The organism is Streptomyces sp. SGAir0957, assembly GCF_043523415.1.
Window position 1 is genome coordinate 1700571 of record NZ_CP027293.1, and the last position, 17840, is coordinate 1718410.

Annotated in this window: 15 protein-coding genes; 6 read left to right on the forward strand and 9 right to left on the reverse strand. The window is 72.3% G+C overall.

The window, feature by feature from the left end; all coding sequences use genetic code 11:
- Positions 1 to 51: 51 nt before the first annotated feature.
- From C1N81_RS12805 to C1N81_RS12820, 4 genes are read right to left on the reverse strand one after another with little or no spacing between them, the layout of a single operon-like run.
- A complete protein-coding gene (locus C1N81_RS12805; protein ID WP_394428919.1) occupies positions 52 to 831 on the reverse strand; it encodes a CDP-alcohol phosphatidyltransferase family protein in 780 nt (259 codons plus the stop codon).
- Positions 809 to 1876, reverse strand: a complete 1068-nt coding sequence (locus C1N81_RS12810; protein ID WP_394428920.1) for an iron-containing alcohol dehydrogenase family protein — start codon at positions 1874 to 1876, stop codon at positions 809 to 811. Before C1N81_RS12810 ends, C1N81_RS12805 begins: the two co-directional genes overlap by 23 nt.
- Positions 1864 to 2616: a phosphocholine cytidylyltransferase family protein gene (locus C1N81_RS12815; protein WP_394428921.1), complete on the reverse strand. Its 753-nt coding sequence runs from the start codon at positions 2614 to 2616 to the stop codon at positions 1864 to 1866. The genes C1N81_RS12810 and C1N81_RS12815 overlap by 13 nt, the downstream gene beginning before the upstream one ends.
- Complete coding sequence (locus C1N81_RS12820; RefSeq protein ID WP_394437908.1) at positions 2613 to 4385, reverse strand: DUF5941 domain-containing protein; 1773 nt, start codon at positions 4383 to 4385, stop codon at positions 2613 to 2615. Before C1N81_RS12820 ends, C1N81_RS12815 begins: the two co-directional genes overlap by 4 nt.
- Before the next feature lie 258 nt (positions 4386 to 4643).
- Between C1N81_RS12820 and galE the strand changes: the two genes are divergently transcribed.
- The 3 genes from galE to idi all read left to right on the forward strand — a co-directional run bounded on the left by galE (position 4644) and on the right by idi (position 7533).
- Positions 4644 to 5636: a UDP-glucose 4-epimerase GalE gene (gene galE, locus C1N81_RS12825; RefSeq protein ID WP_394428922.1), complete on the forward strand. Its 993-nt coding sequence runs from the start codon at positions 4644 to 4646 to the stop codon at positions 5634 to 5636.
- Between the two features lie 190 nt (positions 5637 to 5826).
- Positions 5827 to 6762 carry a cation diffusion facilitator family transporter gene (locus C1N81_RS12830; RefSeq protein WP_394428923.1) on the forward strand — a complete coding sequence of 312 codons (936 nt, stop codon included), beginning with the start codon at positions 5827 to 5829 and terminating at the stop codon, positions 6760 to 6762.
- A 177-nt stretch (positions 6763 to 6939) separates the two neighbouring features.
- Positions 6940 to 7533, forward strand: a complete 594-nt coding sequence (gene idi, locus C1N81_RS12835; protein WP_394428924.1) for an isopentenyl-diphosphate Delta-isomerase — start codon at positions 6940 to 6942, stop codon at positions 7531 to 7533.
- Positions 7534 to 7536: 3 nt separating this feature from the next.
- On the opposite strand, the gene C1N81_RS12840 is transcribed toward idi, so the two are convergent.
- Positions 7537 to 8082 (reverse strand): ATP-binding protein, encoded by a 546-nt coding sequence (locus C1N81_RS12840; protein WP_394428925.1) that lies wholly within the window; start codon positions 8080 to 8082, stop codon positions 7537 to 7539.
- Positions 8083 to 8291: 209 nt separating this feature from the next.
- Here C1N81_RS12840 and C1N81_RS12845 point away from each other — a divergent pair, with 209 nt between their 5' ends.
- Positions 8292 to 9083: an enoyl-CoA hydratase/isomerase family protein gene (locus C1N81_RS12845; protein WP_394428926.1), complete on the forward strand. Its 792-nt coding sequence runs from the start codon at positions 8292 to 8294 to the stop codon at positions 9081 to 9083.
- On the opposite strand, the gene C1N81_RS12850 is transcribed toward C1N81_RS12845, so the two are convergent.
- On the reverse strand, positions 9070 to 9705 hold the full coding sequence (locus C1N81_RS12850) for a DJ-1/PfpI family protein (RefSeq protein WP_394428927.1): 636 nt from the start codon (positions 9703 to 9705) through the stop codon (positions 9070 to 9072). The genes C1N81_RS12845 and C1N81_RS12850 overlap by 14 nt on opposite strands.
- Before the next feature lie 29 nt (positions 9706 to 9734).
- Positions 9735 to 10736, reverse strand: a complete 1002-nt coding sequence (locus C1N81_RS12855) for a GlxA family transcriptional regulator (protein WP_394428928.1) — start codon at positions 10734 to 10736, stop codon at positions 9735 to 9737.
- Positions 10737 to 10843: 107 nt separating this feature from the next.
- Here C1N81_RS12855 and C1N81_RS12860 point away from each other — a divergent pair, with 107 nt between their 5' ends.
- Together C1N81_RS12860 and C1N81_RS12865 are read left to right on the forward strand one after the other, a co-directional pair.
- The gene (locus C1N81_RS12860) at positions 10844 to 11713 is read left to right on the forward strand and encodes an SCO6745 family protein (RefSeq protein WP_394428929.1); all 870 of its coding nucleotides are present in this window, start codon (positions 10844 to 10846) and stop codon (positions 11711 to 11713) included.
- Between the two features lie 169 nt (positions 11714 to 11882).
- Complete coding sequence (locus C1N81_RS12865; RefSeq protein ID WP_394428930.1) at positions 11883 to 14237, forward strand: Tex family protein; 2355 nt, start codon at positions 11883 to 11885, stop codon at positions 14235 to 14237.
- A 99-nt stretch (positions 14238 to 14336) separates the two neighbouring features.
- Here the strand turns inward: C1N81_RS12865 and C1N81_RS12870 are convergent, their stop codons facing one another.
- Both C1N81_RS12870 and C1N81_RS12875 read right to left on the reverse strand, forming a co-directional pair.
- Entirely contained in the window at positions 14337 to 15974 is a 1638-nt protein-coding gene (locus C1N81_RS12870; protein WP_394428931.1) for an ABC-F family ATP-binding cassette domain-containing protein, read from the reverse strand.
- Between the two features lie 104 nt (positions 15975 to 16078).
- Positions 16079 to 17698, reverse strand: a complete 1620-nt coding sequence (locus C1N81_RS12875; protein WP_394437910.1) for a BCCT family transporter — start codon at positions 17696 to 17698, stop codon at positions 16079 to 16081.
- Between the last annotated feature and the right edge of the window lie 142 nt (positions 17699 to 17840).

Consider the following 17840-nt stretch of genomic DNA (forward strand, 5'->3'; position numbering starts at 1 on the left):
TGATGATCACCGCGCCGACCCTGGCGGGCCCTGCCTGCCGCTTGGGGGTGCTCACTTCAGCCTGCTCGACGCGAGGATGGACACGAGGTGCAGCAGCGTCTGCAGGAGCGCGATGCCCGCGAGGACGGCCACGCCGAGGCGGGTGAAGAACAGGTCGCCCCGGATCTGGTCCACGATCGCGAGGACCAGGATCAGCAGGCTCGCCTCGATGCCGAGGATGAGCCGGTGGAACTTGAGCGCGGACGCGGCCCGGCGGGCGAGCGCCATGCCGGAGGCGCGGATCTCGGAGGCGGCCTCCTTGACCTGCTCCTTGCCGCTCTGCGCGCGGGCCACGGCGACGAGGTCGGTCTCGGCCTTGATGAGGATGGCGCCGAGCGCGGCGAGCGTGCCGAGGAAGGCCCACAGCCAGTCGATCCGGCCCGTGCCGAACAGGTCGGCGGCGCGCAGGCCGAAGCCGACGAGGACGGCGGCGTCGGTGAGGTACGCGCCGACCCGGTCCATCCAGACGCCGGTCAGCGAGTACTGCTTGCGCCAGCGGGCGATCTCGCCGTCGACGCAGTCGAGCAGCAGGTACAGCTGGACCGCGACGACGGCGAGGACGGCGCCCCAGATGCCCGGCACGAGCAGGGCGGGGGCCGCGAGGACGCCGCAGACGGTCATCAGGTAGGTCAACTGGTTGGGCGTGACCTTGGTGTTCACCAGGTGGCGGTCTATGCGCAGCGAGATCTCGCGCATGTAGAGCCGTCCGCCCCAGTGCTCGCCGCTGCGTCGGTCCTTCACCCCGGCGGGGTGGACGACCGGGCGGAGCTCAGCTACCGATGGCTTGTGCATAGTCGGCGTATGCGTCCCTGATCTGGTCGGTGGTGAGGTCGAGGTGTTCGAGGATCGTGTAGCGGCCGGGCCGGGTCTGCGGAGCGAACTCCACGACCTTGACGAACTCCTCCACCGTGAAGCCGATCTCCTCGGGCAGCACGGGCAGGCCGTGGCGGCGCAGCACGGAGGCCATGTGGCGGGACTCCTCGCGGGCACCGCGCAGGTGCATCGCGAAGGCCGCGCCGAGGCCGCACTGCTCGCCGTGGCTGGCGGCGCGCTTGGGGTAGAGGAGGTCGAAGGCGTGGTTGATCTCGTGGCAGGCGCCGGAGGCGGGCCGCGAGTCACCGGAGATCGACATGGCGATGCCGGTCAGCACGAGCCCTTCGGCGAGGACCTGGAGGAAGCCGTCGTCGCCGACGCCGCCGGGGTGGCGCAGGACGGCCTCGCCGGCCTGGCGGGCCATGGCGGCCGCGAGGCCGTCGATGTCCTCGCCGCGCTCGCGCGCGGCCAGCTCCCAGTCCCGGATAGCGGAGATGTTCGACACGGCGTCGCCGATGCCGGAGCGCACGAAACGGACGGGCGCCTCCCGGATGACGTCGAGGTCGATGACGACCGCGATGGGGTTCGGCACGCCGTACGAGCCGCGGCCCGCGTCGTTGTCGAGGGTCGCCACGGGCGAGCAGAGGCCGTCGTGCGACAGGTTCGTCGCGACGGCGACCAGCGGCAGGCCCACGCGCGCCGCGGCGAACTTCCCGCAGTCGATGATCTTGCCGCCGCCGAGGCCGACGATGGCGTCGTAGCGGCCGGCCTTCTTGACGTCGTCGGCGAGCTGCACGGCGTCGTCGAGGGTGCCGCCGCCGACCTCGAACCAGTCGGCGCGGGGCAGCGAGGGCTCCAGGCGGGCGCGCAGGGCTGCGCCCGAGCCACCGCTGATCGCGATGGCCAGGCGCCCCGTGGACGACGAGATCCTCTGGTCGGCGAGGACCCCGGCCAGGTCGTTGAGCGCCCCCGGCCGGATGTCGACGACGACCGGCGAGGGAATCAGCCTCGTCAGTACTGGCACGCGATCTCCCGGGCCTTGGCGAGGTCGTCGTGGTTGTCGATCTCGACCCACTTCACGTCGCCGATGGGGGCGACGTCGACCTTGAAGCCACGGTTGACGAGCTCCTGGTAGCCGTCCTCGTAGTAGAGCTGCGGGTCGCGCTCGTAGGTGGCCTTGAGGGCGTCGGCCAGCTCGTCGGCGGCCTCGCCCTCGATGAGGGTGACACCGATGTACTCGCCGGTCGCCTCGGCCGGGTCCATCAGCTTCGTGATCTTCTGGACGCCCTTGGCGGGGTCGACGACGACCTTCATCTCCTCCTCGCCGAGGTCCTTGACCGTGTCGAGGGCGAGGATGATCTTCTTGCCGTCGCCGCGGGCGGCGAGCAGCGTCTTCTCCACGGAGACGGGGTGCACGGTGTCGCCGTTGGCGAGGATCACCGAGTGCTTGATGGCGTCACGGCCGCACCACAGCGAGTAGGCGTTGTTCCACTTCTCGGCGATGTCGTTCTCGATGAGCGTCAGCTTCAGGCCGTACTTCTCCTCCAGGGCGGCCTTGCGCTCGGCGACGACCTCCTTGCGGTAGCCGACGATGATGCCGACCTCCTCGAGGCCGATCTCGGCGAAGTTCTTGAGGGTGAGGTCGAGGACGGAGAGCTCGTTCTCGGTTCCCTCGCCCGCGACGGGCACGAGCGCCTTGGGGAGCGTCTCGGTGTAGGGGCGAAGCCGGCTGCCGGCGCCGGCGGCCAGGACGAGGCCGATCATGCGGGTTCTCCTTCATCGTGTACGGCGGGCGCCCCACGTCGGGCGGAGGCGACCCAGAAGCGGATGCTCTCGGCGAGCACCACGAGTGCCACGACCACGGCGAGCACCGTGAGCGCGAGCGTGAAATCTGTCGGTGTGAGCAGCGTGGCCAGCAAGGTGACCAGGAGGGTCCTGCCGTCGTGCCCGCCGATGGCCTGCGTGAGCCGGCGCGGGGGCGCTCCTGTGCCGCCGCGGATGCGGTACACCGTGTCGTAGTGATGGTAGGCGACCGCCGCCACCAGCCCGAATGCCGCGGGAAGCGCCCCCTGCACGTCCGCCTTGGCGGCGATCAGGAGGACGGTTCCGTACTCGGCGGCGCGGAAGATCGGCGGGACCAGCCAGTCCAGCGGGCCGGTGAGCGGTCCGGAGACGGCGAGGGAGGACAGGAGCGCGTAGGCGCAGGCCGCTCCGAAGTAGTCCCAGTTCCCGTAGTCGGAGACGGCCACGTCGCTGACGAGGAGAGCGGCGGCGACGGCGGCGAGCAGCGGAGCCGCGTAGCCCCCGCCGCGCAGCTTGCGGATGGTGGCGCCGTCGAGGAGACCGGTGTCGGCCAGGTCGGCGAGGGCCTGGGCGGCGCGCGGGGTGCGCCGCGCCTTGCGGGTCAGCGAGCGCAGGACGCGACCGGCCGTGGTGTAGCAGGCGGCGAGGGCGCAGCCGGCGAGCAGGACGACGAAGGTGATGCGGGGCGTGGTCACCGCTGTGAGGACCGCGATCAGCGCCCAGCGTTCGCCGATCGGCAGGACTATCATCCGGCGCACCCAGACCGTCCAGCCGACGCTGTCGAGCTTGTCGGAGAGGGCGGCGGTGGGGCTGGTGTTGGCGGTCGCGTCGTGGTTCGCCTCGTTGAAGGAGAAGTCGACGACATGGCGGCAGGTCTGGAGGACCATCGCGCCGAGCGCCAGGGCCCATACGTCGTCGCCGGTCGCGTTCGCGGCGCCGAGCGCGAGGCCCGCGTAGTAGGCGTACTCCTTGGCGCGGTCGAAGGTCGCGTCGAGCCAGGCGCCGAGCGTCGAGTACTGCAGCGAGTAGCGGGCGAGCTGCCCGTCGGTGCAGTCCAGGACGAAGGAGAAGAGCAGCAGCACACCGGCGGCGACGAAACCGGGCCTGGTGCCGGTCGCCGCGCAGCCCGCCGCGATCAGGGCGACGAGCAGCGAGGCGGTGGTGACCTGGTTCGGGGTGAGACCGCGCCGCGCGCACCAGCGCGCGATGTAGCGGGAGTAGGGGCTGATGCAGTACGTGGTGAAGAAGCCGTCCCGCGCCTTGACCGCCGTACGCAGCCGGATCGCCTCGTCGTCGACGGCGGCGACGGCCTGCCGGGCCTCGTTGCGGGCCTGCGGGTCGGCGGGGACGGCGGCGACGAGTTCACCGAGTTCGGGGCGGTGCACGTCGGTGCCGGCCGCCTCCAGGCTCTTGGCCACGGCGTCGGGGGCGACCCCGGTCTCCTCGACCGCGTGCCGCAGTGCCTGGCGGCTCTCCGGCTTCGCGGTGACGGCGCCGGGGATCGCGGACGCGGTGAAGCGGGGGTCGGTGAGGCCGAGGCGCAGGGCGTGGACGTGGCCCACGAAGCCCGCGTCGACGACCGCGACCCGCTGGTCGCCGGGGACGCCGGCGAGCGCCGCTTCGGCGCCGGCCGGGTCCGGGGCGAGTCGAACGTCGAAGCCGAGTGCCCGCAGATCGCCCTCCAGGGACGACCCGGGAACCGGCTGACCGGTGACAATGGCGGTCGACAGACGAACTCACTCCTTGGGTGCCGACGCGAGCGCGCCGGGCTCATGCACGATGGAGGCGCCCAAGGCCCCAGGGTGGCCGGGCGGCATGTCGGCAGAGGCTATCGGATGGAGCCAAGCGGCCGTTCACCGCCTGTTCACGCCCCGATCGGCCGCTGTCCCACGCGGACTGCTCGGTCCAGGCCGCCCGTGCATCATTGACGATCAAGGCCCCGTGCCACAAACCCGCCTTCCGCGGTGTCCCGCTTAGGGTGGTGCGTCATGACATGGCTGATCACCGGCGGAGCCGGATACATCGGGGCACATGTGGCGCGGGCCATGACGGCCGCCGGGGAGCGCGTCGTCGTCCTGGACAACGTGGTGTCGGGGGTGCCCGACCGGCTGCCCGCGGAGATCCCCCTCGTGCGGGGGTCGGCCTACGACGCCGACCTGGTGCGCCGGGCCTGCGCCGAGCACGGGGTGAGCGGGGTCGTGCACCTCGCCGCGCACAAGCAGGTCGGCGAGTCGGTCGAGCGGCCCGAGCCGTACTACCGGGACAACGTGGGCGGGCTCGCCACGCTCCTGGAGACGGTCGCGGAGGCGGGCGTGCGCCGCTTCGTCTTCTCCTCGTCCGCGGCGGTCTACGGCAATCCGGACATCCCCACCGCCGACCTCATCACCGAGTCGACGCCGTGCGCCCCTGTGAACCCGTACGGCGAGACGAAGCTCGCGGGCGAGTGGCTGGTGCGGGCGGCCGGGCACGCGCACGGGATGGCGACGGTCTGCCTGCGCTACTTCAACGTGGCGGGCGCGAGCGAGCCGCACCTCGCCGACATCGGCGTCTACAACGTGATCCCGATGGTCTTCGACCGGCTGACCCGGGGCGAGGCCCCGCGGATCTTCGGCGACGACTATCCGACGCCGGACGGCACGTGCGTACGCGACTACATCCACGTCGCCGACCTCGCCGAGGCGCACCTCGCGGCGGCCCGCAGGCTGGCGCGGCCGGACGCGGGCGGCGACCTCACCCTCAACATCGGCACCGGCCACGGCGTCTCCGTGCGCGAGCTGGTCGACATGATCGCGGACGTCTCCGGGGACCGCACGCCCGCCGTCGTCGAGCCGCGCCGCCCGGGGGACGCGCCGCGCGCGGTCGGCTCCTCGGCGCTCGCCGAGAAGGAGCTGGGCTGGACGGCCACGCGCCCGGTGCGCGAGATGGTCGAGTCGGCCTGGGCCGGCTGGTGCCTGCGCCACCCGGAGGCGTCCGGCGCGTGAGGATCGCGCCGCCCTGACCCGCGTCCGCGACCGCCCCGACAGCGGCCACGTTTACGCAGGTCAGAGCGGCGCCGGGGCGAATGACAACGGTGTTCACTGCAGTGTTTGCGGACACCCCGTCCCCGTAGTTCACTGTGATCGCCGCCCATGACCGGGGCGGTGCGGCGGACCGATACGGAGGGCGGTTTCCATGGGGGCCGGACACGACCACGGGCACAGCCACGGGCCGACGACCGGCACGGCCGCGGCCGCGCACAAGGGGCGGCTGCGCATCGCGCTGTCGATCACGCTGACCGTGATGGTGGTGGAGATCGTCGGCGGTGTCCTGGCCGACTCCCTCGCCCTGATCGCCGACGCCGCGCACATGGCGACGGACGCGCTCGGCCTCGCGATGGCCCTGCTCGCCATCCACTTCGCGGGCCGCCCGGCCAGCGAGCAGCGCACCTTCGGCTACGCGCGCGCCGAGATCCTCGCCGCGCTCGCCAACTGCCTGCTCCTGCTCGGCGTCGGCGGCTACGTCCTGTACGAGGCGATCCAGCGCTTCATGGAACCGGCGCAGACGGCGGGCGGCCTGACGATCGTCTACGGCCTCATCGGCCTGGTCGCGAACATGATCTCGCTGTCCCTGCTCGTCAAGGGCCAGCAGGAGAGCCTGAACGTGCGGGGCGCCTTCCTGGAGGTGGCGGCCGACGCGCTCGGCTCGCTCGCGGTGCTGATCTCGGCCGTCGTCATCCTGACCACCGGCTGGCAGGCGGCCGACCCGATCGCCTCCCTCGTCATCGGCCTCATGATCGTCCCGCGGACGGTGAAGCTGCTGCGCGAGACGTTGAACGTGCTGCTCGAGGCGGCCCCCAAGGGCGTCGACATGGCGCAGGTGCGCCGCCACGTCCTGGCGTTGCCCGGCGTCGAGGACGTCCACGACCTGCACGCGTGGACGATCACCTCGGGCATGCCGGTGCTCTCCGCGCACGTGGTCGTCAGCCAGGACGTGCTCAGCACGATCGGCAACGAGAAGATGCTGCACGAGCTGCAGGGCTGCCTCGGTGACCACTTCGACGTCGAGCACTGCACCTTCCAGCTGGAGCCCAGCGGGCACGCGGAGCACGAGGCGCGGCTCTGCCACTGACCGGGCGAGCCGCCCGGACGTCAACGCGGCCGGGGCGAACTCCCTCGTACGGATAACGCGTTCGACCTCGTCCCGCCCGGCCGCACCGTGGGCGGGACTTCCGGGACGTGGTGGAGTCGGGGACTGTCCGCCGCGTACGGCAGACTTGGAACCCGAGGACCGAAGCGAAGGATGCGTATGCCGACCACACCTGCCACCGCGGCGAAAAGCTCGTCGAACGGCACCGGAGAAGAGATCTTGCTGGAACTCGTCGACGAGGACGGCAGGACGATCGGCACCGCGGAGAAGCTGGCGGCACACCAGCCCCCCGGCCGGTTGCACCGGGCGTTCTCGGTGTTCCTCTTCGACGAGCAGGGGCGGCTGCTGCTCCAGCAGCGGGCGCTCGGCAAGTACCACTCCCCCGGCGTCTGGTCGAACACCTGCTGCGGGCACCCGTACCCGGGCGAGGCCCCGTTCGCCGCGGCCGCCCGGCGCACCTTCGAGGAGCTGGGCGTCTCGCCGTCGCTGATGGCGGAGGCCGGCACGGTGCGCTACAACCACCCCGACCCCGAGTCGGGCCTGGTGGAGCAGGAGTTCAACCACCTGTTCGTCGGGATGGTGCAGGCACCGCTCGCCCCCGACGCGGAGGAGGTCGGGGCGACGGCGTTCGTGACCGCGGAGGAGCTGGCCGCGCGGCACGCCGCCGACCCGTTCTCGTCGTGGTTCATGACCGTGCTCGACGCGGCGCGCCCCGCCGTCCGCGAGCTGACGGGCCCGTCGGCGGGCTGGTAGCGCTCAGCGCGGGGGCGCGGGCTTGAGGGGCAGGGCGGCCCAGATCACCTTGCCCCCGTTCGCGGTGTGCTCGACGTCGCAGACGCCGCCCGCCTCCGCCGTGATCTCCCGGACGAGCAGCAGGCCGCGCCCGCCGGTCTGGCCGCTGGTGGCCTCGAGGGCGGTCGGGCGGTAGGGGTGGTCGTCCTCCACGGAGACCCGGACCCACTCCGCGCCGACGGCGACCTCCACCGCCAGCATGGGCGAGAGCAGGGCCGCGTGCTTCACCGCGTTGGTGACGAGCTCGGAGACGATCACAAGGAGCCCGTGCACCAGATCGTCGCCCGCGGGCACGCCCTGGCGCGCGAGCAGTTCCCGCACCGCCCGGCGGGCCTGCGGCACCGAGGCGTCGACCGCCTGGGCGGTGAACCGCCAGACCCCCTCGTACGGCAGCGGCCCGCCCGCCGCGTAGCCGGGAGGTGCTCCGTCACTGTCCTGAGGGAGTGCGCGGGCCCCCGACCCGTCGTCACTCATCGTCCGGTCGCCGCCTCTGCGCTCGATTGTCACCACGCTTCGAGTGTTGGCAACGGGCAGGTCCGGACCGGAGAACTGACCAGAACTGGGCGATTATCGGCGCATTTTGGCTGCTGCCGTGCCACCGGGTCGGTTGAGCGACTGATCTTGTCTCTGTTGTTCGACTTTTGGAGACTTCTTCAGCTTGTTGTACGAGGTTCACGGTGCGTGTCCGCCCCGCGGAGGCGCCGGATAGCATCCGGCCCATGGCCCAGCTCACGCACACCGTCTCCGACGGCATCGCCACCGTCGTCATCGACCACCCCGCCAAGCGGAACGCGATGACCGACCCGATGTGGGCCGCCCTGCCGCCGCTGCTCACCGCTCTCGCGGCGGACCCCGCCGTCCGGGTCCTGGTCCTGACCGGCGCCGGTGACACCTTCTGCGCGGGGGCCGACATCTCCACGCTCGCCTCGGGCGCGGGCGCCGCGCAGCACCTGGCGGGCGCGGCGGAGGAGGCGCTCGCCGCGTTCCCCAAGCCGACCCTCGCGGTGATCCGCGGCTTCTGCGTGGGCGGCGGCTGCCAGCTGGCGGCCGCGTGCGATCTGCGGTTCGCCGCCGAGGACGCCCGGTTCGGGGTGACCCCGGCCAAGCTCGGCATCGTCTACCCGGCGTCGTCGACCCGGCGCCTGGCCGCGCTCGTCGGCCCGGCGACCGCCAAGTACCTCCTCTTCTCGGGCGAGTTGATCGGCACCGAGCGAGCCCTGCGCACCGGTCTGCTCGACGAGGTCCTGCCCGCGGCCGGGCTTGACGCGCGCGTCGAGGAGTTCACGCAGGTGCTCGCCGGGCGCTCGCAGCTCACCCAGGCCGCGGCCAAGGAGTTCGCGGCGGGCCGCACCGACCGGGACGCGTACTGGGCCGGGCAGGCGCGCGGCAGCGGCGACACCGCGGAGGGCGTCGCCGCGTTCCTGGAGCGCAGGGCGCCGCGGTTCGCGTGGACGGTGCCGGCCGGGTCCGGTGCGCCGGCCCCGTCCGTCACGTCCGTCACGTCAGGGTGAAGCGGCTCTTCGTGCGGAACTCCTCGACGAGGTGCGCGGGCGCCTTGTGCGGTGCGCCCGCGTCGTAGGGCGGCTGCGGGTCGTACTCGGTCAGCAGCTGCACGGCCTGCGCGTGGTCGTCGCCCGCGATCCTGCCGAGCAGGGTCAGGCCCATGTCGATGCCGGACGACACCCCGGCGGCGGTCACGTACTTGCCCTCGATGACGACGCGCTCGCCGGTCGGCCGCGCGCCGAACTCCGCCAGGGCGTCGAGCGCCAGCCAGTGCGAGGTGGCGCGCCGCCCCTTGAGCAGGCCCGCCGCGGCGAGCAGCAGGGAGCCGGTGCAGACCGAGGTCGTCCAGGCGCTGGTCGCGTCGGCGGCGCGCAGCCAGTCGAGGAGGGGCCCGTTCGCCATCTGGTCGCTCTGCCCGGGGCCGCCGGGGACGACGACGATGTCGGGGTGCGGCACCTGGGCGAGCGTCCTGTCCGCGACGAGGGCGAGGGCGCCCGTGTCGCTGCGGACGGGCCCGCTCTCCTCGGCGACGAAGACCAGCTCCGCGTCCGGGAGGCGGCCGAGCGTCTCGTAGGGCCCGACGGCGTCGAGCGCGGTGAACCGGTCGTACAGGACTACGGCGATCTGCACGGTGTTCCTCTCGGAGTGGGCGGTACGGGTCAGCGGGCGGGGGCGTGGAAGCGGCGGCGGTACTCCGCCGGCGGTGTGCCCAGGGTCTTGAGGAAGGCGCGGCGCATGGCCTCGGGCGTGCGGTAGCCGCTGGCGCGGGCGACCTCCTCGACACCGTCGGAGGTGTCCTCCAGGAGGCGGCGGGCGTGTTCGACGCGGACGCGTTCCACGTAGCGGCCGGGCGTGAGGCCCGTCTCCGTGCGGAAGGCGCGGGCGAAGTGGCGGGGCGAGAGGCGGGCGCGGGCCGCCATCGACTCGACGGACAGGTCGGCCCCCGGGTGCTCGGTGATCCAGCGCTGGACCTCCCGCAGGGGGTCCCGGCGGGCCGTCTGGGCGGCGAGCTGGGCACTGAACTGGGCCTGATTGCCCGGGCGGCGCAGGAACACCACCAGGTGGCGGGCGACGGTCAGCGCGGCGTCCCGGCCGTGGTCCTCCTCGACGAGCGCGAGGGCGAGGTCGATGCCCGCGGTGACACCCGCCGAGGTGGCCACGTTCCCGTCGCGTACGTAGATGGGGTCCGGGTCGACGTCGACCTCGGGGTGGTCGCGGGCGAGGAGGTCGCAGGAGGCCCAGTGCGTCGTGGCCCTGCGGCCGTCGAGCAGGCCCGCGCGGGCGAGGAGAAGCGCGCCCGTACACACGGAGACGATGCGTTCGGCGTCCGGCGCGTGCGCCCGCAGCCACTCGATCAGACGGGGATCGGGGCGGCGCGTGCCCTGTCCGCCGGGGACCAGGAGCGTGTCCGGGCGCGGGGCGTCGGCGAGGGCGTGGTCGGGGACCAGGGTCAGCCCGCTCGACGTGCGGACGGGGGCGCCGTCGAGCGAGGCCGTGCGGACGCGGTATCCGGCGGTGTCGGGCCCGAGGGCGAGCGTGGCACCCGCGAAGACCTCCACGGGACCCGTGACGTCCAGGCTCTGCACGGCGTCGTAGAGGAGCACGAGCACGGTGTGCCCGGTGCGGGGTGGCGGCGGCTCGGTCGGTGGCATGTCCCTCATTCTTCGGCGCCCGCGCGCATGGCCACAATGACGAATAGCCCTCCTTTCCTGCCATCGGCGGCCCACGGGATTCCCACCGCGTACCAACCGGTCGGTAACATGTGGGCATGAGCCCTGACCCGCGCGCCGCCCGCCGCTGCCACAACATGCTGAACTCGCTGCACTCGACGCTCTACTTCTCGCCCGATCTGAACACGGAGCTGGCCAAGGAAGGCATCGAGGACCGCAGCGCCGCCTACTTCGCGGCCCGCTCCGCCGCCATGGGGGCCGTCGGCGCCGGAACGGTGACCTCCACCTTCTACAACTTCAAGCACGAACTCGTCGCCCGGCACGTGCCCGCCGTCTGGCAGGTCGCGTCCCCCGAGACGGTCCTCGCCGCACGCGCGCGTGCCGTCGACTCCACCCTGCGCCGCCTGCTCGGTGACGAGGCGGTCGCCTCCCCCGAGATGGCCGAGGCCGCGACGCTCGCCCTGCGCGCCGCCGAGGCCTGCACACGGCACGCCCGCCCCCTGTACGCCGCCCACGCCGACCTGCCGGTTCCCGAGGAGCCGCACCTCGCGTTGTGGCACGCGACGGCGCTGCTGCGCGAGTACCGAGGCGACGGGCACCTCGCCGCGCTGATCGCCGCCGAGCTCGACCCGGTGGAAGCCCTTGTCAGCCATGTCGCGACCGGCAAGGGCATGGCGCCGAAGTGGATCCTCGCCACGCGCGGCTGGACCCCGGAGGAGTTCGCCCAGGGCGCCGAGCGGCTGCGCGCGCGGGGTCTGCTCACCCAGGACGAGGAGCTGACGCTCACCGAGGAGGGCGCGGAGCTGCGCAAGGCCCTGGAGGCGCGCACGGACGCCCTCGACCGGGCCCCGTACGCGCACCTCGGCGAGGAGGGCGTGGCACGCCTGACCGAGCTCGCCACCGTGTTCGCCGGTGCGGCGTTCACCAACGGGGCGTTCCCGGCCGACCTGATCGGCAAGACCGCCTGAGCGCGGGACCGCCTGATCGGCAAGACCGCCTGAGCGCGGGACCGCCTGATCGGCAGGACCGCCCGAGCGACGGCTCGGAAGCGCGCCGGGCCCGCCCTTGATCCCCCGTTTCCGGCGTCACCTGCCACAATTGCCGCGCAACCTCAGTCGACATAGGCGGTACGGGATCGTGGCGACACCCACTGTTGGGTCCATCGAAGGCAGGATTGCCGAGGAACTCGGCGTACGGGAGCGGCAGGTGAAGGCCGCCGTCGAGCTCCTTGACGGCGGCTCGACGGTGCCCTTCATCGCCCGCTACCGCAAGGAGGCGACGGAGTCCCTCGACGACGCCCAGCTGCGCACCCTGGAGGAGCGCCTGCGGTACCTGCGCGAGCTGGAGGAGCGGCGCGCGTCGATCCTGGAGTCCGTGCGCGAGCAGGGCAAGCTCACCGAGGACCTTGAGGCGCGGATCCGGGCCGCCGACACCAAGGCGCGCCTGGAGGACATCTACCTGCCGTTCAAGCCGAAGCGGCGCACGAAGGCGCAGATCGCGCGCGAGGCGGGCCTCGAACCGCTGGCGGACGGGCTGTTCGACGACCCGTCGGTGGAGCCCCTCGCCGCCGCCGCGGCGTTCGTCGACGCCGACAAGGGCGTCGCCGATCCGCAGGCCGCGCTCGACGGCGCCCGCGCGATCCTCACCGAGCGGTTCTCCGAGGACGCCGACCTCATCGGCGAGCTGCGCGAGCGCATGTGGACGCGCGGGCGCCTCGCCGCGAAGGTGAAGTCCGGCAAGGAGGAGGCGGGCGCCAAGTTCGCCGACTACTTCGACTTCGCCGAACCCTTCAAGGAGCTGCCCTCGCACCGCGTCCTCGCGATGCTGCGCGGCGAGAAGGAGGACGTGCTCGAACTCGTCCTGGAGCCCGAGGGGCCCGTCGAGGAGGGCCCGTCCTCCTACGAGCCGATCATCGCCGGCCGGTTCGGCATCCGGAATCAGGGGCGCCCCGCCGACAAGTGGCTCGCGGACACGGTCCGCTGGGCCTGGCGCACCCGCATCCTGGTGCACCTCGGCATCGACCTGCGCCTGCGCCTGCGGACGGCCGCCGAGGACGAGGCCGTCAAGGTCTTCGCGGCGAACCTGCGCGACCTGCTGCTCGCCGCCCCCGCGGGCACGCGTGCGACGCTGGGCCTCGATCCCGGTTTCCGTACGGGCGTGAAGGTCGCCGTCGTCGACGCGACGGGCAAGGTCGTGGCGACCGACGTCATCCACCCGCACGTCCCGGCCAACCGCTGGGACGAGGCGATCGCCAAGCTCGCGCGGCTCTCCAAGGAGCACGCGGTCGACCTGATCGCGATCGGCAACGGCACGGCGTCCCGCGAGACCGACAAGCTCGCCGGTGAACTCATCACCAAGCACCCGGAGTTGCAGCTCACCAAGGTGATGGTGAGCGAGGCCGGCGCCTCGGTGTACTCGGCGTCGGCGTTCGCGTCGCAGGAGCTGCCCGACATGGACGTGTCGCTGCGCGGCGCCGTCTCCATCGCCCGGCGCCTCCAGGACCCGCTCGCCGAGCTGGTGAAGATCGACCCCAAGTCGATCGGCGTCGGCCAGTACCAGCACGACCTGTCCGAGGTGAAGCTCTCGCGCTCCCTGGACGCGGTGGTCGAGGACTGTGTGAACGGGGTCGGGGTGGACGTCAACACCGCCTCCGCCCCGCTGCTCGCGCGCGTGTCCGGCATCGGCGCGGGCCTCGCGGAGAACATCGTGGCGCACCGCGACGCCAACGGCCCGTTCTCCAACCGCAAGGGCCTCAAGGACGTCGCCCGGCTCGGCCCGAAGGCGTACGAGCAGTGCGCGGGCTTCCTGCGCATCCGCGGGGGCGACGACCCGCTGGACTCCTCGGCCGTGCACCCGGAGGCGTACCCGCTGGTGCGGCGCATGGCGAAGTCGACGGGCGGCCAGGTCGGGTCGCTGATCGGCGACGCGGGGACGCTGCGCTCGCTCAGGCCGGCGGACTACGTGGACGACACGTTCGGGCTTCCGACCGTGACGGACATCCTGAAGGAGCTGGAGAAGCCGGGGCGCGACCCGCGGCCCGCCTTCAAGACGGCCACCTTCAAGGAGGGCGTCGAGAAGATCGGCGACCTGGAGTCCGGGATGATCCTGGAGGGTGTCGTGACGAACGTCGCCGCGTTCGGGGCGTTCATCGACATCGGCGTCCACCAGGACGGGCTCGCGCACGTGTCGGCCCTGTCCCGTACGTTCGTGAAGGACCCGCGCGACGTCGTGAAGCCCGGGGACATCGTCAAGGTGAAGGTGCTGGACGTCGACGTGCCGCGCAAGCGGATCTCGCTGACGCTGCGTCTGGACGATGAGAAGGTGTCCGGCGCGGAGCGGGGTGAGCGCGGGGCGCGGCAGCGGCCGCCGCAGCAGAAGTCCCGGCAGAACCGGGGTGCCTCCGGCGGTCAGGGTGGGGGCAAGGGGCGGCCCGCTCCCGCACCCGCCAACTCGGCGATGTTGGATGCGCTGCGCAAGGCCGGCCTGGCCTGAGCGCCGTCGTAGTGACGGGAAGTGGGGAACTGTGCGCCGGTTCGTGGCTGGTCGCGCAGTTCCCCGCGCCCCTGGGGGGCTGGAACCTTCCCGCGTCGACTAGAGAGTCGTCACTTTTCCTGCGTCGACCTCGATGCGCCTCGTCGTGTGAACCGCGTTGAGCATTCTGCGGTCGTGCGTCACCAGGAGCAGCGTGCCCTTGTACGAGTCCAGGGCGGACTCCAGCTGCTCGATGGCGGGCAGGTCGAGGTGGTTGGTCGGCTCGTCCAGGACCAGGAGGTTGACGCCCTTGCCCTGGAGGAGGGCGAGGGCCGCGCGGGTGCGTTCGCCGGGTGAGAGGGTCGCGGCCGGGCGCAGGACGTGGTCCGCCTTCAGGCCGAACTTGGCGAGCAGCGTGCGGACCTCGGCCGGTTCCGTCTCGGGGACGGCCGCGCAGAACGCGTCCAGGAGCGACTCCGGGCCGTGGAACAGGGCGCGGGCCTGGTCGACCTCGCCGACCACGACGCCGGAGCCGAGCGTCGCGTGCCCCGAGTCGAGCGGGATGCGGCCGAGGAGGGCGCCGAGCAGGGTCGACTTGCCCGAGCCGTTGACGCCGGTGATCGCGATGCGGTCGGCCCAGTCGACCTGGAGCGTCACCGGGCCGAAGTGGAAGTCGCCGCGCCGCAGTTCGGCGTCCCTGAGCGAGGCGACGACCGATCCGGAGCGCGGGGCCGCCGCGATCTCCATACGCAGCTCCCACTCCTTGCGGGGCTCGTCGACCACGTCGAGGCGCTCGATCATGCGCTGCGTCTGCCGCGCCTTGGCGGCCTGTTTCTCGCTCGCCTCGCTGCGGAACTTGCGGCCGATCTTGTCGTTGTCGGTCGCCTTGCGCCGCGCGTTCTTGACGCCCTTGTCCATCCAGGAGCGCTGCATCTGGGCGCGGCCTTCGAGCGCGGAGCGCTTGTCGGCGTACTCCTCGAACTCCTCGCGGGCGTGGCGCCGGGCGACGTCGCGCTCCTCCAGGTAGGCGTCGTAGCCGCCGCCGTAGAGGTTGATCTGCTGCTGGGCGAGGTCGAGCTCCAGGACCTTGGTGACGGTACGGGTGAGGAACTCGCGGTCGTGGCTGACGACGACGGTGCCCGCGCGCAGGCCGCGCACGAACGTCTCCAGGCGCTCCAGGCCCGCGAGGTCGAGGTCGTTGGTCGGCTCGTCCAGGAGGAAGACGTCGTAGCGGGAGAGGAGGAGGGAGGCGAGGCCCGCGCGGGCCGCCTGGCCGCCGGAGAGCGACGTCATCGGCTGGTCGAGGCCCACGGTCAGGCCGAGCTGCCCGGCGACCTCCTCGGCGCGCTCGTCGAGGTCGGCGCCGCCGAGGTTCAGCCAGCGCTCCAGGCTGGTGGCGTACGCGTCGTCGGCGCCGGGGGCCTCGGCGACGAGGGCCTGGGTGGCCTCGTCCATGGTGCGCTGGGCCTCGTCGACGCCGGTGCGCCGGGCGAGGAACTGCCGGACGGTCTCGCCTGGCCTGCGCTCCGGCTCCTGCGGCAGGTGGCCGACGGTCGCGGTCGGCGGGGACAGGCGCAGCTCGCCCTCCTCGGGGGCGGCGAGCCCGGCGAGGAGGCGCAGGAGCGTGGACTTGCCGGCGCCGTTGGCACCGACGAGCCCGATCACGTCACCGGGCGCGACGACGAGATCGAGCCCGGCGAACAGGGCACGGTCCCCGTGTCCGGCGGCAAGGTTCTTGGCTACGAGGGTGGCAGTCATCAGGGCTGTGATCCTAATAGGGCGCCGGGCGGGGGTCGCGGGGCACTCCGTCACCGCCCGCCTCCGTCGCCGGCGCCGGGCCCAAGGTCACCGCCCCACCGGGGTCAGTGTTTGCCGATCGGGTCCCCTTCCGTCTCCGGGCCGTCCCCCGGGCCGATCGTGATCTCGAAGTCGCCGCCGTACTTCTCGTGGCCCGCGACGACGGCCGCCTCGACCACTTCCAGGCCCATGTCGCCGCGGACGATGAGCGGGTCGCGGCGCAGGTCGCGCATGAGGGCGACGCACATGCCGATCATCACGAGGGTGAAGGGCGCGGCGACGAGGATGGTGAGGTTCTGCAGGCCGGTCAGCGCGTTGCCGGAGCCGTCGCCGATGAGGAGCATGACGGCGGCGACCGCGCCGGTCACCACACCCCAGAAGACGACGACGAACCGGCCGGGTTCGAGCGCGCCCTTCTGGGAGAGCGTGCCCATGACGATGGAGGCCGCGTCGGCGCCGGAGACGAAGAAGATGCCGACGAGGATCATCACCAGGAGGCTGGTGGCCGTGGCGATGGGGAACTCGTTCAGGAGGCCGAAGAGTTGCGCCTCCTGGGTGGTGGCGCCGGTGAGCTGGCCGTGCTCCTTCATCTTCATCGCGGAACCGCCGAAGATCGCGAACCAGAGCAGGCTGACGGTGGACGGGACGAGGATGACGCCGCCGACGAACTGGCGGATGGTGCGGCCGCGGCTGATGCGCGCGATGAACATGCCGACGAAGGGCGTCCAGGAGATCCACCAGGCCCAGTAGAAGACCGTCCAGCTGCCGAGCCAGTCGGCGACGCCCTTGCCGCTGGAGGCCTCGGTGCGGCCGATGAGCTGGGGCAGGTCGCCGAGGTAGGCGCCGATGGAGGTGGGGAGGAGGTCGAGGACGATGATGGTCGGCCCCGCGATGAAGACGAACACGGCCAGGATGAGCGCGAGCACCATGTTGGTGTTCGACAGCCACTGGATGCCCTTCTCCACCCCGGAGACGGCGGACGCCACGAACGCCACGGTCAGCACGGCGATGATGGAGACGAGCAGCCCGGTGCCCGCCTTGTCCATCCAGTCCAGTTCCTCGAAGCCGGAGCCGATCTGCAGCGCGCCGAGCCCGAGCGAGGCCGCCGAGCCGAAGAGCGTGGCGAAGATCGCGATGATGTCGATGACCCGGCCCCACGCGCCGTGCGCGTGCTTCTCGCCGATGAGCGGCACGAAGACGGAGGAGATCGTCTGCCGCCTGCGCCGCCGGAACGTGCTGTAGGCGATGGCGAGCCCGACGACCGCGTAGATCGCCCACGGGTGCAGCGTCCAGTGGAACAGGGTCGTCGCCATGGCGGTCTCCATGGCGTTCGCGGCGTCGGCCGGGTCGGTGCCGGGCGGCGGTGTCGTGAAGTGCGCCAGCGGCTCGCTCACACCGTAGAACATGAGACCGATGCCCATGCCGGCGCTGAACATCATGGCGACCCAGGAGACGGTGCGGAACTCCGGCTCCTCGCCCTCCTTGCCCAGCGTGATCTTCCCGTAGCGGCTGATCGCCAGCCACAGCGCGAAGACGACGAAGCCGGTGGCGGCGAGCATGAACGCCCAGCCGCCGTTGTGGATCAGGCCGTTGAGGGCGCTGGTGGAGACGGACTCCAGGTTGTCGGTCGCGACGGAGCCCCAGACCACGAAGGCCAGGGTGAGCACGGCGGTGACGCCGAACACGATCCGGTCGGTGGCGGGGCTCCGGCCGCCTGTCGCGTCCTCGCCGGGGGCGGACGCGTCGGAAGCGGACGCATCGGGAGCGGACGCATCGGTGGGGGGTTTCTGCGGAGTTGACACCCTTCAGGACCTACCACATCCGACG